General features: G+C 66.5%; 15 protein-coding genes and 2 tRNA genes. 5 read left to right on the top strand and 12 right to left on the bottom strand.

The annotated features are described in order from the left end of the window. Window positions 1–3: 3 nt before the first annotated feature. A complete protein-coding gene (gene mihF / locus ACWZHB_RS01870) occupies window positions 4–318 on the bottom strand; it encodes an integration host factor, actinobacterial type (RefSeq protein WP_019045768.1) in 315 nt (104 codons plus the stop codon). Between the two features lie 474 nt (window positions 319–792). Here mihF and ACWZHB_RS01865 point away from each other — a divergent pair, with 474 nt between their 5' ends. Further along, window positions 793–1,608, top strand: coding sequence for a hypothetical protein (locus ACWZHB_RS01865; protein WP_427906212.1), 816 nt, complete (start codon window positions 793–795; stop codon window positions 1,606–1,608). Window positions 1,609–1,675: 67 nt separating this feature from the next. Here ACWZHB_RS01865 and clpX read toward each other — a convergent pair whose 3' ends face one another. The 5 genes from clpX to ACWZHB_RS01840 all read right to left on the bottom strand — a co-directional run bounded on the left by clpX (window position 1,676) and on the right by ACWZHB_RS01840 (window position 6,797). Further along, a complete protein-coding gene (clpX, locus tag ACWZHB_RS01860; RefSeq protein WP_266298437.1) occupies window positions 1,676–2,956 on the bottom strand; it encodes an ATP-dependent Clp protease ATP-binding subunit ClpX in 1,281 nt (426 codons plus the stop codon). Window positions 2,957–3,197: 241 nt separating this feature from the next. Next, entirely contained in the window at window positions 3,198–3,863 is a 666-nt protein-coding gene (locus ACWZHB_RS01855; protein WP_427906211.1) for an ATP-dependent Clp protease proteolytic subunit, read from the bottom strand. A gap of 43 nt (window positions 3,864–3,906) precedes the next feature. Continuing rightward, window positions 3,907–4,482, bottom strand: coding sequence for an ATP-dependent Clp protease proteolytic subunit (locus ACWZHB_RS01850; protein WP_056821854.1), 576 nt, complete (start codon window positions 4,480–4,482; stop codon window positions 3,907–3,909). Window positions 4,483–4,727: 245 nt separating this feature from the next. Next, window positions 4,728–6,092, bottom strand: coding sequence for a trigger factor (gene tig / locus ACWZHB_RS01845; RefSeq protein WP_427906210.1), 1,365 nt, complete (start codon window positions 6,090–6,092; stop codon window positions 4,728–4,730). 159 nt (window positions 6,093–6,251) lie between these two features. Further along, complete coding sequence (locus ACWZHB_RS01840; protein ID WP_427906209.1) at window positions 6,252–6,797, bottom strand: FKBP-type peptidyl-prolyl cis-trans isomerase; 546 nt, start codon at window positions 6,795–6,797, stop codon at window positions 6,252–6,254. A gap of 164 nt (window positions 6,798–6,961) precedes the next feature. Here ACWZHB_RS01840 and ACWZHB_RS01835 point away from each other — a divergent pair, with 164 nt between their 5' ends. Together ACWZHB_RS01835 and ACWZHB_RS01830 are read left to right on the top strand one after the other, a co-directional pair. Then, window positions 6,962–9,424, top strand: coding sequence for a phosphoketolase family protein (locus tag ACWZHB_RS01835; RefSeq protein ID WP_427906208.1), 2,463 nt, complete (start codon window positions 6,962–6,964; stop codon window positions 9,422–9,424). 44 nt (window positions 9,425–9,468) lie between these two features. After that, window positions 9,469–10,281 carry a metallophosphoesterase gene (locus tag ACWZHB_RS01830; protein ID WP_427906207.1) on the top strand — a complete coding sequence of 271 codons (813 nt, stop codon included), beginning with the start codon at window positions 9,469–9,471 and terminating at the stop codon, window positions 10,279–10,281. Here the strand turns inward: ACWZHB_RS01830 and ACWZHB_RS01825 are convergent. After that, window positions 10,278–10,682 (bottom strand): DUF1801 domain-containing protein, encoded by a 405-nt coding sequence (locus ACWZHB_RS01825; protein ID WP_427906206.1) that lies wholly within the window; start codon window positions 10,680–10,682, stop codon window positions 10,278–10,280. The two genes, ACWZHB_RS01830 and ACWZHB_RS01825, sit on opposite strands and share 4 nt — an antisense overlap. A gap of 123 nt (window positions 10,683–10,805) precedes the next feature. On the opposite strand from ACWZHB_RS01825, the gene ACWZHB_RS01820 reads away from it, so the two are divergent. After that, window positions 10,806–11,165, top strand: a complete 360-nt coding sequence (locus tag ACWZHB_RS01820) for a hypothetical protein (protein WP_427906205.1) — start codon at window positions 10,806–10,808, stop codon at window positions 11,163–11,165. Here the strand turns inward: ACWZHB_RS01820 and fabG are convergent. The 3 genes from fabG to ACWZHB_RS01805 all read right to left on the bottom strand — a co-directional run bounded on the left by fabG (window position 11,162) and on the right by ACWZHB_RS01805 (window position 12,175). Further along, window positions 11,162–11,920 carry a 3-oxoacyl-ACP reductase FabG gene (gene fabG, locus ACWZHB_RS01815; protein ID WP_427906204.1) on the bottom strand — a complete coding sequence of 253 codons (759 nt, stop codon included), beginning with the start codon at window positions 11,918–11,920 and terminating at the stop codon, window positions 11,162–11,164. The two genes, ACWZHB_RS01820 and fabG, sit on opposite strands and share 4 nt — an antisense overlap. 64 nt (window positions 11,921–11,984) lie before the next feature. After that, window positions 11,985–12,061: transfer RNA gene (locus ACWZHB_RS01810), tRNA-Pro, on the bottom strand. Window positions 12,062–12,104: 43 nt separating this feature from the next. Next, window positions 12,105–12,175, bottom strand: a tRNA-Gly gene (locus ACWZHB_RS01805). 685 nt (window positions 12,176–12,860) lie between these two features. Between ACWZHB_RS01805 and ACWZHB_RS01800 the strand changes: the two genes are divergently transcribed. Beyond that, the gene (locus ACWZHB_RS01800; RefSeq protein WP_056821857.1) at window positions 12,861–13,814 is read left to right on the top strand and encodes a GGDEF domain-containing protein; all 954 of its coding nucleotides are present in this window, start codon (window positions 12,861–12,863) and stop codon (window positions 13,812–13,814) included. Between the two features lie 45 nt (window positions 13,815–13,859). Here the strand turns inward: ACWZHB_RS01800 and ACWZHB_RS01795 are convergent, their stop codons facing one another. Both ACWZHB_RS01795 and ACWZHB_RS01790 read right to left on the bottom strand, forming a co-directional pair. Further along, window positions 13,860–14,663, bottom strand: a complete 804-nt coding sequence (locus tag ACWZHB_RS01795; protein WP_427906203.1) for an Fpg/Nei family DNA glycosylase — start codon at window positions 14,661–14,663, stop codon at window positions 13,860–13,862. Then, window positions 14,664–15,137, bottom strand: coding sequence for a ribose-5-phosphate isomerase (locus ACWZHB_RS01790; RefSeq protein ID WP_427906202.1), 474 nt, complete (start codon window positions 15,135–15,137; stop codon window positions 14,664–14,666). Window positions 15,138–15,160: the final 23 nt, after the last annotated feature.

Raw genomic sequence — 15,160 nt, 5'->3', positions numbered from 1 at the left:
GGCTCAGGCCTCGAGGGCGTCGAGCAGTGCCGCGCGCTGACGAGCACCGAGCCCACCGATACGACGATCCTCGGGAATCTCGGCCTGATCCATCAGCTTGGCGGCCTTGACCGGACCAACGCCCGGCAGTGCCTTGATCACGGCAGCGACCTTGGTCTTCTTCACCAGGTCATCGCTGTCGGCTTTCTTGAGCAGATCGGCGACGGTGACCTTGCCCTCCTTCACCTTGCCGATCAGTTCCGAGCGCGCCTTGCGCACGGCAGCCGCTTTGGCCAACGCCTCGGTGCGCTGTTCGGCGGTCATCGTAGGCAGTGCCATGTCTCCTCCGCTTCCACTCGTCACTCGAACATCTGATTGACGGACCGAGTAAACAGCACGAAATCGGCAGCACCAGTCCGACACACCGCGAGGATACGCCGATGAGTTTTGCGTGCCGAACCCGTCGTATTCATTGAAGGCCTTGCAAGACGGACCAAACGGACGAAAAGACAGGCGGTTCTCGCCGACGTAACACCGCGGTGACCAGCAGCGAAACATCATCAGAAGCACTTTTACGGGATCAAGGTTCAACGGCGAACCATGGAGGATCAACGAAGCTCCTCGGCCCGGGCGCGACCCGTTCTCGAACGGTCGTCACCGTCTCCCGCATCGCTGCACCGACAGCTACACAGTTGTGCGCCAGACATTTTCAGCGCCTGCGGGCCGAGCAATTCGGGCCCGCGGGTGTCGTCTCCCCGCTCGATGCGCAACAATGACGCGACCCGGCGAACCCTTTTGCTACCTGGAGTTGCGATGCGCGAGGAACACCCGCTCGATCACGAGGTCACCGCTCTGCCCGTGCGGGTGGAACGGGCCAGGCGTCGCATCGCCTATCAGTCCGACCCCGCACTGACCGACGCGCTGTCCGAAGACGAGTTGCGCGCCGAGCGCGAACTCGCCGAGAAGATCCGCACCTACGAGCGCGACCAGCGCTGGAAGCACATCAAGGCCGCCTCCTCGCACGCCGACCGTCTGCGTGACACCACCGCCGAACTCGAGCGGGCCGAGATGTCGGACCTGATGCTGGCCCGCAAGGCCATCGCCGCGCAACGCCGCGAATCCAACCCGCGCGCCCGGCTGGCCTCGCTGTATCAGCACCGCACCTGGTCGCTGCGCGCGCTGGCAGGCGTGGTGATCACGGGCATGCTGTGGTCGGCGGTGAACGTCCAGCACAACATCGCCCCCGGCGGACCGAGCGATCCGCTCTACTGGGCCAGCTTCGGCTTGGAGGCGATGATCAGCGTGTGCCTGATCATCATCATGATCGGCACCACGCGGGTGGCCGAGTGGGGCGTGATGGGCAACCGCAACCAGGTGCTGATCGCGGAGCTGTTCCTGCTCACGCTGACCATCGCCCTCAACACCTATCCCCATCTGAGCGCAGGGCACTGGTACGACGCCGCTGTGCACGCGGTGGCCCCGGTGATGATCGGTGTCGCACTGCTCATCCACAATGCCGCCAGCGCCCGCTACAGCACCGCGATCGTGCGTGCCAGTGCGGAGATCCCGGCAGACGACGGCGACGATCTCCTGGCCGCGCCGAGCCTGGGAAACCCGGCCACCATCTAATCGCTGCCAGCGCACAGCGAAGGGCCCCTCCGGATCAGATCCGAAGGGGCCCTTTGTCGTTGGCTTGTTACGCCGACTTCTCGCGACGCTCGGGACGCTGCGCCTTGCGCGGCACGATCGTCGGGAGGACGTTGTCGACGACGGTGTCGGCGTTCACGACCACCTTGGCGACATCGTCACGACCCGGGATGTCGTACATCACGGGCAGCAGGACTTCCTCCATGATGGCGCGCAGACCGCGAGCACCGGTACCACGCAGGATGGCCTGATCGGCGATCGCCTCGAGGGCGTCGGTGGTGAACTCGAGGTCGACGCCGTCCATCTCGAACAGGCGAACGTACTGCTTGACCAGTGCGTTCTTCGGCTCGGAGAGGATGGTGACCAGCGATTCCTTGTCCAGGTTCGTCACCGAGGCGACGATGGGCAGACGGCCGATGAACTCGGGGATCAGACCGAACTTGATCAGATCCTCGGGCATCACGTCGGCGAAGTGGTCGTCGGTGTCGACCTCGGCCTTGGAGCGCACCTCGGCGCCGAAGCCGATGCCGCGGTGACCGGTGCGGTCGGAGATGATCTTCTCCAGGCCCGCGAAGGCGCCCGCAACGATGAACAGCACGTTGGTGGTGTCGATCTGGATGAACTCCTGGTGCGGGTGCTTGCGACCGCCCTGCGGCGGCACACTCGCCTGGGTGCCCTCCAGGATCTTCAGCAGCGCCTGCTGCACGCCCTCGCCCGACACATCGCGGGTGATCGACGGGTTCTCGCTCTTGCGGGCGATCTTGTCGACCTCGTCGATGTAGATGATGCCGGTCTCGGCGCGCTTGACGTCGTAGTCGGCGGCCTGGATCAGCTTCAGCAGGATGTTCTCGACATCCTCGCCGACATAGCCCGCCTCGGTGAGCGCGGTGGCATCGGCGATGGCGAACGGCACGTTCAGCATCTTGGCCAGCGTCTGCGCGAGGTAGGTCTTACCGCAACCCGTGGGGCCGAGCATCAGGATGTTCGACTTCATCAGCTCGACGGCCTCACCGCGGCTGTCGCGGCCCTTGTCGCCCGCCTGGATGCGCTTGTAGTGGTTGTAGACCGCGACGGCGAGGGTCCGCTTGGCGGTGTCCTGGCCGATCACGTAGTTCTCCAGGAAATCCCGGATCTCCGAAGGCTTGGGCAGCTCGTCGAGCTTCACTTCGCTCGACTCGGCCAGCTCTTCTTCGATGATCTCGTTGCACAGGTCGATGCACTCGTCGCAGATATATACCCCGGGGCCCGCGATGAGCTTCTTGACCTGCTTCTGGCTCTTTCCGCAGAACGAGCACTTCAGCAGATCGCCGCCGTCTCCGATGCGCGCCATCTCGTAGGTCCCTACTTCCTTGTCCGAGTGCGACCGTCGTCCCCCGATTGGGCCGGAAATACGTCTCGGTGCCGTCAATCAGAGCAATGGTCCCTGAGTCGACCGTACCTGTTGTGCGCGAATGAGGTCGACAACTCGCGCATGTTTGTCTGCAGTGCTGTGCGGGTCCTCACCATTGTGAGCCACCGCGGGTGAAAAAGCCGGGCCCGCCGCCCAGATGAGGACAGCGGGCCCGGGCGTGTCACTTCTGTCCGCTGAGCTTGCGGTAGTCGAAGACCTGATCGATGATGCCGTAATCCTTGGCTTCTTCGGCGGTCAGGATCTTGTCGCGGTCGGTGTCCTTGCGGACCTGCTCCTCGGGCTTGCCGGTGTGGCGCGAGATGGTGACTTCCATCAGGCGACGCATCCGCTCGATCTCGGCCGCGGCGATCTCGAGGTCGGATACCTGGCCCTGCACACCGCCCGAGGACGGCTGGTGGATCAGGATGCGCGCGTTGGGCAGCGCGGCACGCTTACCGGGGGCACCGGCGGCCAGCAGCACCGCGGCGGCCGAGGCGGCCTGACCCAGGCAGACCGTGACCACGTCGGGGCGCACGTACTGCATGGTGTCGTAGATCGCCATCAGCGCGGTGAACGAGCCACCGGGCGAGTTGATGTACATGGTGATGTCGCGGTCGGGGTCCTGGGACTCCAGCACCAGCAGCTGCGCCATGATGTCGTTCGCCGAGACGTCGTCGACCTGGTTGCCCAGGAAGATGATGCGCTCCTCGAACAGCTTGTTGTACGGGTCGGAGGTCTTGACGCCGAACGAAGTCTGCTCGGTGAACTGCGGCAGGATGTAGCGCGACTGCGGGAGGCCCGCACGGGAGCCGCCGTGGCCGGCGCGCGGGTCGAAGAGGTTGGCCATCGTTATCTCCAAGCTTGTCTCGAGTGAGGGGGGACGGCGGCGGTTACTTCGCCTGGTTCGCGTGCGCGACCACGTGGTCGATGAAGCCGTATTCCAGGGCTTCCTTCGCCGTGAACCAGCGGTCGCGGTCCGCGTCCTCGGTCACCTGCTCCACCGACTTGCCGGTGTGCAGCGACTGCAGTTCGTTGAGCTCACGCTTGGTGTGGGCGAACTGCTCGGCCATGATCGCGATATCGGCCGCCGAACCACCGATGCCCGCCGACGGCTGGTGCATCATGATCCGGGTGTGCGGCAGCGCGAAACGCTTGCCCTTGGTGCCCGCGGTCAGCAGGAACTGTCCCATCGACGCCGCCAAGCCCATCGCGACGGTCTTGATGTCGCACTCGGCGAACTGCATCGTGTCGTAGATGGCCATGCCCGCGGTGACCGAGCCACCGGGCGAGTTGATGTAGAGCGCGATGTCCTTCGTCGCGTCCTCGGCCGAGAGCAGCAGGATCTGCGCGCAGATCTTGTTCGCGATCTCATCGTCGACCTGGGTGCCCAGGAAGATGATGCGCTCGCGAAGCAGCCGTTCGTATACGGAATCACTGAGGTTGAGTCCAGCGGTAGCGGCTGTCATGACCCCTGCCTGGTTGATCGTCACGGATACCTGCCTTCTCTTCTCACCGATTGCTACGGCCATACGAATACGGTTCGTCGTCACAAACACTAACGAAGCAGGGCGGCACCGAACTCCCGGCACCGCCCTTCTTCGCTCAGAGCGCAATCTCGCCGCGCTCGATTCCACTCTTCGCGAGACGCGCTGCGACATTGGTTCGCTCGCGGCGCTTCCTCACGTGCGCAATCAAATCACGCGTCCGAAAGCTACTCGGCAGCGGCGTCTACCGGCTCGGCGTCAGCGGATTCCGCAGGGTCACCGAACATTTCGGTGGTGTCGACCACGTTGCCGTCGGAGTCGGTGACCTTCACCTGACCGACAACTCCGGCAAGGGCCTTGCCGCGTCGCACGTCGGCGAAGACCGCGCCGAGCTGGCCGGCCTGCTGCACCTGCTGGATGAACTGCTCCGGCGACATGCCGTAACGCTGGGCCTGGAACAGGATCCGCTCGGTCAGCTCCTGCTGGCCGACCTGGGTGTTCTCGGCCTCGGCGATGGCGTCGAGCAGCAGCTGGGTCTTCACCGACTTCTCGGCAGCTTCCTGGGTGTCCTTGTCGAACTCCTCGCGGGAGGAGCCCTGCGCCTCGAGCGCCTCGGCCAGCTTGGCCTCGTCGTGGTCGAAACCGTGCACGGCGTCGTGGACCACGGCGTCGACCTCGGCCTTGACGACGGCCTCGGGCAGCGGAACCTCGACGGTCTCGAGCAGGGTGTCGAGCACCTTGTCGCGGATCGAACCGGCCTGCTCGACCTTCTTGACGCGCTCGACGCGGCCCTTCAGGTCTTCCTTGAGCTCGTCGATGGTGTCGAACTCACTGGCCAGCTGGGCGAACTCGTCGTCGGCCTCGGGCAGCTCGCGCTCCTTCACCGACTGCACGGCGACGGTGATCAGTGCTTCCTTGCCCGCGTGGTCGCCCGCGACCAGGGTGGAGGTGAACTCGGCGGACTCGCCGGCCTTGAGGCCGATGACGGCCTCGTCGAGGCCCTCGATCAGCTGACCCGAACCGACCTCGTGCGACAGGCCGGTGGTGGCCGCCTCGGGGACGTCCGCACCGTCGACGGTGGCCGACAGATCGATCGACACGAAGTCGCCGTCGGCGACCGCGCGCTCGACACCGGTGAGGGTGCCGAAGCGCTGACGCAGCGAGGTGAGCTGCTCTTCGATGTCGTCGTCGCCGATGGTGAAGGAATCGACACTCACCTCGATGCCCGAGTAATCGGGCAGGGTGATCTCGGGGCGCACGTCGACCTCGGCGGTGAACGCCAGCTCGTCGCCGTCTTCGATCTTGGTGATCTCGATCTCGGGCTGGCCGATGACCTTGACCGCAGCGGTCTCGACGGCCTCGGCGTACTTGTTCGGCAGTGCGTCGTTGACGACCTGCTCGAGCACGGCGCCACGGCCGACACGGGTCTCGATCAGCTTGGCCGGAGCCTTGCCGGGACGGAAGCCGGGGATCTTGATCTGCTGTGCCAGCGCCTTGTATGCCTTGTCGAAGTCGGGCTTCAGCTCCTCGAAGGGCACCTCGACGTTGATCCGGACCCGGGTCGGGCTCAGCTGCTCGACGGTGCTCTTCACGGACATACTCCTTGGTTCGTAGTTCATGGTGGTGTCCCCGCGTGGGGCGACGCGCCATAGTCAGGCACGGCTAAGCCAGGTGCGGCGCGTAACGCGCATCCCGACCAGGGTAGTTGACCGCCTACGTGCTCGCGCAATCGGCGGTTGGTTGTGGGTGCGCTAGCGGCCGACCTGCACGGCATCGGTCACGAAGACCAGCGTCTCGTTCGGCGCCACGCCGTTGCCACCTTCGCCGTAGCCGAGGTTCGGCGGCACGATCAGCAGCCTGCGCGTGCCCTGCTGCACGCCGATCAGGCCCTCGTCCCAACCCTGGATGACCTGGCCGGTACCGAGGGTGAGCCCGAACGGCTTGCCGCGCTGGAAGGAGCTGTCGAGCACCTGCTTGTCCGACCAGGTGACCAGCTCGTAGTTCATGGTCAGCGGCTGTCCGGCCACCGCGCCGGGCCCGGTGCCGACCACCAGATCCTTGGTGATCAGGGTCTTGGGCGCATCGCAGGTGTCGGGGATGGTGATCTTGGGCGTCTCGCCGAAACCACCGCTGACCTTCACGTCGTCGGCGGTGCACTCGAGACCCGTGCTGGCGGAGTTGCCCGCCGCGCTGGTGCTCGGGGAGCTGGTCGAATCCGTGTCCGAGCCGCAGGCCGCTGTGGTGATCGCGGCGGCCGCGACGAGTCCGATTCCGATGATCCTGCCGAGAGAATGCATGGCCCGCACAGTAATCGACCGTCGTTTCGGCATCGGGTACCGGCACGACGGTAGGCTCGTCGGTGCGTTTCTCCACCGGTGTCGCCGGTCCTCGATCGGCGCCCGTGCAGGCCCCGCGGCGCGGACGGCGCCGCAAACTCCGGCGAGTACGAGGAGAGCCCGCGATGACCACGTTCGGCGATACCGCGGCGGACAACGTCGGCGACGACCAGGGCGAGACGATCGCCCCCGAGCCCTACGTTCTCACCGACGCGCCCGGCCCGCTCGCCCGCGCCGAGCTCGTCGCCGTCGACGCGTGGTGGCGGGCGTCGAACTATCTCGCGGTCGGCCAGATCTATCTGATGAGCAATCCACTGCTGCGCACCCCGCTGGTCCCCGACGACATCAAGCCGCGTCTGCTCGGCCACTTCGGCACCGTGCCCGGGTTGAATCTGGTCTGGGCCCATGCCAATCGGGTGATCCGGGAGCGCGGGCTGAACGCGGTGTACGTCGCAGGCCCCGGCCACGGCGGCCCTGGTCCCAACGCCTGCGCCTGGCTCGAGAACGCCTACGCCGAACTCGAGCCCGACATCGCCCGCGACGTGGACGGCATGCGCGAATTCTTCCACCGGTTCTCCTTCCCCGGCGGCGTGCCGAGTCACTGCGCGCCCGAGACACCCGGTTCCTTCCACGAGGGCGGCGAGCTCGGCTACTGCCTGCTGCACGCCTACGGCGCGGCCCTGGACAACCCCGATCTCGTCGTGTTCTGCGTGGTCGGTGACGGCGAGGCCGAGACGGGTCCGCTGGCGGGCAGCTGGCACGCGAACAAATTCCTCAACGCGGGTCGCGACGGCGCGGTGGTGCCGATTCTCGCGCTCAACGAGTACAAGATCGCCAACCCGACGATCTTCGCCCGCATCCCCGAGTCGGAACTGGTCGAACTGCTGCGCGGCTACGGCTACGAACCGCTGATCGTCTCCGGCAACGACCCTGCACCGGTGCACCAGGCGATGGCCGCCGCGATGAACACCTGCATGGACCGGATCGCCCAGTACCAGCGAGCCGCCCGCGAGGACGGCGACACGACCCGACCGCGCTGGCCGATGATCGTGATGCACACCCCGAAGGGGTGGACCTGTCCCCCGGTGGTCGACGGCCAGCGGGTCGAGGGCACGTTCCGCGCGCATCAGGTGCCGCTGCCCAACGCGCGCACCGACCCGGAACACCGCCGGGTGCTCGAGCTGTGGTTGCGGTCGTATCGACCGGAGGAATTGTTCGACGACGACGGCTCGCCGGTGCCCGCCCTCGTGGAGCAGATCCCAACGCGGCCGATGAGCCTCAATCCGATTGCCAACGGCGGCTTGCTGATTCGCGATCTCGACCTGCCCGACTGGCGTGACTACTGCGTAGACGTCGTGGCGCCCGGCGCGGGGCAGCACGAGGCGACCAGGGTGCTCGGCAGCTGGCTGCGCGATGTCACCGCGCGCAATCCGCACAACTTCCTCACCTTCGCCCCCGACGAACTGGCCAGCAACCGGTTGCAGGACATTCTCGAGGTGACCGGACGCGACTGGCAGGGCGAAGTCGGGCGCTGGGACGTCGATCTGTCGCCGGTCGGACGCGCGGTCGAGGTGCTGTCCGAGCACATGTGCGAAGGGCTGCTCGAGGGCTATCTGCTGACCGGCCGGCACGGCGTGTTCACCTGCTACGAGGCGTTCATCCACATCGTCGACGCGATGTTCAACCAGCACGCCAAGTGGCTCGATGCCAGCCTGCAGGTGCCGTGGCGGCGCAAGATCCCCAGCCTGAACTACCTGCTCACCTCGCATGTGTGGCGCCAGGACCACAACGGTTTCACCCATCAGGACCCCGGTTTCCTCGATGTGGTGGCAAACAAGAGCCCCGACATCGTGCGCGTGTATCTGCCGCCCGACGCCAATACCCTGCTCTCGACCTACGACCACTGTCTGCGGTCGCTGCACTACGCGAATGTGGTGGTCGCGGGCAAACAGCCAGGGCCCGACTGGCTTTCGGCCGAGCAGGCGGGGCCGCACTGCACGCGCGGACTCGGGATCTGGGATTGGGCGTGTCACAACGACGATCTCGGCACGACGCCCGATGTGGTGCTCGGCTGCGCGGGTGATGTGCCGACGCTGGAAACTCTGGCCGCGGTGGCGATTCTGCGAGATCGGCTGCCGGACCTACGGATTCGATTCGTCAATGTCGTCGACCTGATGCGCATGCTGCCTGCCGACGAACACCCGCACGGGCTGCCCGATGCCGAGTTCGACGCCCTGTTCACCACCGACCGCCCGGTGATCTTCGCCTTCCACGGCTACCCGTGGCTGGTGCACCGGCTCACCTACCGCCGCACCAATCACGCCAACCTGCATGTGCGCGGGTACAAGGAGAAGGGCACCACGACCACGCCCTTCGACATGGTGATGCTCAACGATCTCGACCGCTTCCACCTGGTTCTCGACGTGATCGACCGGGTTCCCGGACTGCGTGAACAAGCGGCTGGGCTGCGCCAGGAGATCGTCGACGCCCGGTTGATCGCCCGCCGGTGGACCCGTGAACAGGGCGCCGACATCCCGGTCGTCGCGAATTGGGCCTGGCCGGACTCGGCGATCCCCACCGCGGAGTAACGCAGTTGCGGCGCGGGCCCGCCCTGCACGACGATGAAGAGGATATGACCGAACCCCGCCGCACCGACCTGCTCCCCCGCGACCGCCGCGACCTGACCGGACCGTTCGACGTGATCGGCGACGTCCACGGCTGCCGCAGCGAACTGGAGACCCTGCTCGGCGAGCTCGGCTTCGCGATCGACCGCGACGACCGCGGCCGCGCGATCGGCGCTACCCACCCCGAGGACCGCACCGCGGTTTTCGTCGGCGATCTCGTCGACCGCGGCCCTGACACTCCCGGCGTGCTGCGCCTGGTGATGGGGATGGTGGCAGCGAAGACCGCGCTGTCGGTCACCGGCAATCACGACCACAAACTGATGCGCGCCCTCGACGGCCGCAATGTCCGCATCGCGCACGGCCTCGAACAGTCGCTGGCCCAACTGGCCGACGAAGACCTCGAATTCCGGACCGCCGCACACGCTTTCCTGCGCGATCTGCCCGCCCACTATCTCCTGGACGGCGGCAAGCTCGTCGTAGCCCACGCCGGTCTGCCCGCGAGCCTGCACGGCAGCACCTCCGGCCGAGCCCGCTCCTTCGCCCTCTACGGCGCCCCCACCGGCGAACTGGACGAGCACGGCTACCCCGTCCGCTACGACTGGGCCCAGGACTACCGGGGCACCGCCACCGTCCTCTACGGCCACACCCCGGTGCACAATCTGACCTGGGTCAACAACACCCTCTGCCTCGACACCGGCGCGGTCTTCGGCGGCACGCTGTCGGCGGTGCGGTATCCGGAGCTGACCACGATCTCGGTTCCCGCCGAACAGGTCTGGAGCGAGCGCGCGGGCATCACCCCGGGCGCGGCCGTACCGGACTAGACCTCGCCGCGGTCCTTCTTTATCTTGCGCCAGCCGCCCGCCCGGTTGTCGGCGATGATCTGTTTCAGCATCTTCGCCAGTGCTCGTTCGTTGAGGGTCTCGCCCTCGTGGACCGCGACCGTTCGGGCGGTCTTGTTGTCGTGGCCACCGGTGATGATGTTGTCGGGGTCGGGAACGATCGCGCCGTCGTAGAGGAAGATGTTGACGTGCGTCTTAGCGGCGAGCAGGGCGCAGATATTGCCGTCGAGGACGAAGTAGGGCCGGACTCTTCGCTTGACTGTTTCCGTCACATCGGGGTCGACCCCGTGGACGAGGACGCGCACCTGGTGACAGATCGCCTGCTGCCAGGCGGGGAGCGCGTCGATGTAGGCGTCGACGCGTGGATCGGCGACATAGGTCATCGGTCGATCCTGGATCGATCGTCATCGAATCGTCAACGCGAAACCCGGGTGTGACGTCGGTTTCTCGTGAGGGCAGGCCTACGATCAGCGCTGGACGACCCACTCACTGTTGAGGAGAGGTTCATGCGCCGAACACTGCTCGCACTGTCCGTACTCTGCCCGCTCGCGGTTGCTGGTATCGCGAGCGCCGATCCGGCACCGCCGGGGACCGGGACGTTGACGGTGCGGGCGTTCACCGGGTCCGAACCGATCCCGGTGAACCGGGCCACGATCGAGGTGACACCGTGCGATGCGAAGCAGGTCGTCGCCACCCTGGTGAGCGGGGCCGACGGGCACGTCACGGCGGACCTGCCCGTCGGCTGTTACGAGGCGCGGGTGGCGACGGTGCCCGGCGGCTGCGGGCTCACCGATACCGAGCCGGTCCGGGTTACCGTGGCGGCGGGCACCGACGCCCGCGCGGGTTTCCGCTTCGGCTGCGCCTAATCCTGCGGTCCGCCCGCCACGTAGAGCACCTGACCGGACACGAAACCGGCACCCTCGCTCGCGAAGAAAGATGCCGTGTTGGCGATATCGGCGGGAGTGCCGACCCGGTTGACCGGGATCGCCGCGGCGGCAGCGGCTTTGAACGCCTCGAAGTCGGCGCCGACGCGGGCGGCGGTGGCCGCGGTCATGTCGGTTTCGATGAAGCCGGGGGCGATCGCGTTGGCGGTGACGCCGAACTTGCCGAGTTCGAAGGCGAGAGTCTTGGTGAAGCCCTGCATGCCCGCCTTGGCGGCGGAGTAGTTGGCCTGGCCGCGGTTGCCGAGCGCCGAGGTGCTCGACAGGTTCACGATGCGGCCGAACTTCGCCTCCACCATGTGCTTCTGCACCGCGCGGGTCATCAGGAAGGCGCCGCGCAGGTGCACGTTCATGACGGTGTCCCAATCGTCGACCGACATCTTGAACAGCAGGTTGTCGCGCAGCACGCCCGCGTTGTTGACCAGGATCGTCGGCGCGCCGAGTTCGGTGGCGATCCGCTCCACCGCGGCCGCGACCGCCGCTTCGTCGGAAACATCGGCACCGACGGCCAGCGCGGTTCCGCCCGCGGCCTCGATGGCGGCGACGGTGCCGGCACAGGCGGCTTCGTCGAGGTCGAGCACGGCGACAGCATTGCCGTCGGCAGCGAGTTTGGCGGCGACGGCAGCACCGATTCCGCGTGCGGCACCGGTGACGATCGCGACCCTGGAGTCAGAAGGCATGAGCGCCACTCTATCGCGCCCCGAAATCGAAAAAAGCCCCTGGTCCGGGGCTGGATTCGAGTGATGGTCGGGGTGACAGGATTTGAACCTGCGACCCTCCGCTCCCAAAGCGGATGCGCTACCAAGCTGCGCTACACCCCGATACTTCACCGGCGGAGTACACCGACGAGGCAATACATGTTTGAGCGGGTGACGGGAATCGAACCCGCACCATCAGCTTGGAAGGCTGAGGTTCTACCATTGAACTACACCCGCAGGCATACGACATCGATGGGATCGCCACGATGTCGTGTGCGCCACGACTGTACCGAACCCCGCGCGAAAAACGCCAATCCGGCCCCGGCTTGCCCGTCGAGGCGCGCGCATCGGGCGCCGGTGTACCCACTCCCCCACGCGACCAACCGTCGCCATGCCCGATTAGGGCCTAATGACCCTATCCCCGAAACACCCTCCCGGCGACGATGGTTGGTGCGCTCACGGGGACCGGCGCCTGCTCCACCGGGGGATTAAACAGGAGAATTTTCCTTAAAAACCTGGCACGTGGGCGGCGAGTAGGCCACCATGAGAGTGCGCGTGACGGTTATTGCCACATCGTCACGACTCGCACCCGTGCCAGGAGGGACCCATGGCGACGCAACGGCCACCGCCCAGCAGAGGGCATCACGCTGCACGTTTCGGACTCTCGAAATTCTTTTCGGGAAATATGTAACGCCGGAGACTCTGCAGCGATGTCATAGCCGATCGCCATTCGCGAGAGATGCGAGAACACGTTCTAGAACGTGACTTTTCGGTCTCGGGTGGCTTGCTAGGATCCTTTTTGCCGGACGGGGGTATCTGGAAAGGGGGCGGTGAGCGTGTGCCGAACTCGGTGGACCCAACCGCGTAGCAGTGCGAATGATCGAGGTGGCAAGTTCGTCGCCACCCACCGCCGGTGATCTCGATGACCCACATCGAGCCACCGGTAGCCGCGATGGCCCGCGCCTGGGCCCGCGCGGTCTGCGCCGAACCGGGCTCTTCCACGGCGCCGCACCAGTTGGAGCCGGTGCTCGTCGACATCGTCGAGCGGCTGCTGCACCTGGCCCGGACCGAACCGTTCCCGGTTCCACAGGCGCGCAAGCTCGGCGCGCGGTTGGCCGAGGCACCGTTCGAACGCACCAGAATGCTGGCCCATGCCAGTCGCTGGCTGCTCGGTTTCCCCTCGGGGGTTCCGGGTTCGCTGGTGGCGACCCGCTGGCCGCTGGTGGCCAGCCAGGCCATCGACAGCTACGCACAGGCACTGCAGGAACGCGCTCTGGCGCAACAGGAACAGAACATCTCGGCGAAAGTGTCACTGCGCGTACAGGAGATCGCCGCGCTGCAGCACCGCTTGCGCCACGAGGCGACCCACGACGCACTCACCGATCTGGCGAACCGCACGCTGCTGCAGGAACGGGTACGCGCGTTCGCCGCCGACCCGAGCCGCGGTGTCGGTGTGCTGGTGGTGGACCTGGACCGCTTCAAACAGATCAACGACGGCTACGGACACGCGATCGGCGACGAGGTACTGGTCGAACTGGCCAATCGTTTGCGTGAGGTGTGCCCGCCCGACACGGTGATCTGCCGTTACGGCGGCGACGAGTTCGTGGTGGCGGCCAACCCGCGCCGCGACACCCTCGGCGAGCTGGCTCACCGGGTGGTCGCGGCACTGCGCGACCCGGTGTGGTCGAGCGCGGGACCCGTACCGGTTTCGGCCAGCGTGGGCACCGCTTTCTGCCCACCGGGAAAGACGTGCGATTTCACCGATCTGTTGCGTCGCGCCGACCGCGCGATGTACTCGGCGAAATCGGCGGGCGGGCGGCGTTTCGCGCTCGCTGAATCGGGCGACCCCGAACTGGGAACGGCGGTCGCCGGCTGAGTCGGATCGCGAAGCCTGCACTTCGCGGTCCGGCTCAGCCGATTTCTACCCGGGCTGACAGGTGGGGCACCAGAAGAGGTTTCGGCCTTCCATGACCTTGTGCGCGATGGGAGTCGCGCAGACCCGGCAGGGTTCGCCCTGGCGCCGGTAGACATAGGTGCGGGGGCGGTCCTTGTTGTAGGACGGTGCGCCGGTGTCGTGTTCGGGGCGGACCACGTGCATGCGGCCGGTGCTGACGCCGATCGGCATGAGGTCGACCAGGTCGGCCCAGAGCGCGTCCCAGTCGGCCGGGGTGATCGACGTGCCAGGACGAAAGGGTGAGATGCCGTGGCGGAACAGGACTTCCGCGCGGTAGACGTTGCCGACACCGGCGATCAAGGCCTGGTCCATCAGCAGTGCGCCGATCGCCCTGCGGGAGCGGCGGATTCGCGCGCCCGCTCGTTCATGGTCGGCGTCGGCGCGTAACGGATCGGCGCCGAGTCGCGCGGTGAGTACGTCCACCTCGGGCGGCATCAGCACTTCACACGCGGTTGGTCCGCGCAGATCGGTGCCGAAATCCGTTGCGGCACCGAGCATTCGCATCCGTACCTGCCCGACCGGCGCCGTCATCGGCAACTCGACCTCGCTGAAGGTGCCATACAACCCGAGATGCACGTGCACCGTCAGCCCGGACACATAGTGATGCAGCAGATGCTTGCCATAGGCCTCAGCCCGCTCCAGCACCTGTCCGTCCACGAGCGCGGCACCCTCGGTGAACCGCCCCTGCGGACTCGAAACCCGTACCACCCCACCGGAAAACCGCTGCTGATGCAGCTGCGCTATCCGGTGGAGGGTGTGTCCTTCAGGCACTCAGTACGCGGGGATCTCGGGGGCTTCGCCGGACTTCTCGTAGTCGGCCAGGATGTCGATGCGGCGCTGGTGGCGCGGCTCTTCCGACCAGGCCTGCGCGAGGAACGCGTCGACGATCGCGAGGGCTTCGGAGGTGGAGTGCATGCGGCCGCCGATGCCGATCAGCTGGGCGTTGTTGTGTTCGCGAGCCAGCTTGGCGGTTTCGACGCTCCAGGCCAGGGCGCAGCGGGCGCCGGGGACCTTGTTGGCGGCGATCTGCTCGCCGTTGCCGCTGCCGCCGAAGACCAGGCCGAGCGAGCCCGGATCGGCGACGGTGCGACGCGCGGCTTCGATGCAGAAGCCGGGGTAGTCGTCGAGAGCGTCGTATTCGAGGGCGCCACAATCGACGACCTCGTGTCCGGCCTCCTGCAGATGGGCCTTGACGTGATTCTTCAGTTCGAAACCGGCATGGTCGGCACCCAGGTAAACGCGCATGGCTGCGATTGTCGCAGGCCCGC

The sequence above is a fragment of the Nocardia sp. FBN12 genome (genome assembly GCF_054031145.1).
The sequence above is the reverse complement of the archived record's forward strand: the minus strand, read 5'-3'. Positions and strand labels throughout refer to the sequence as shown.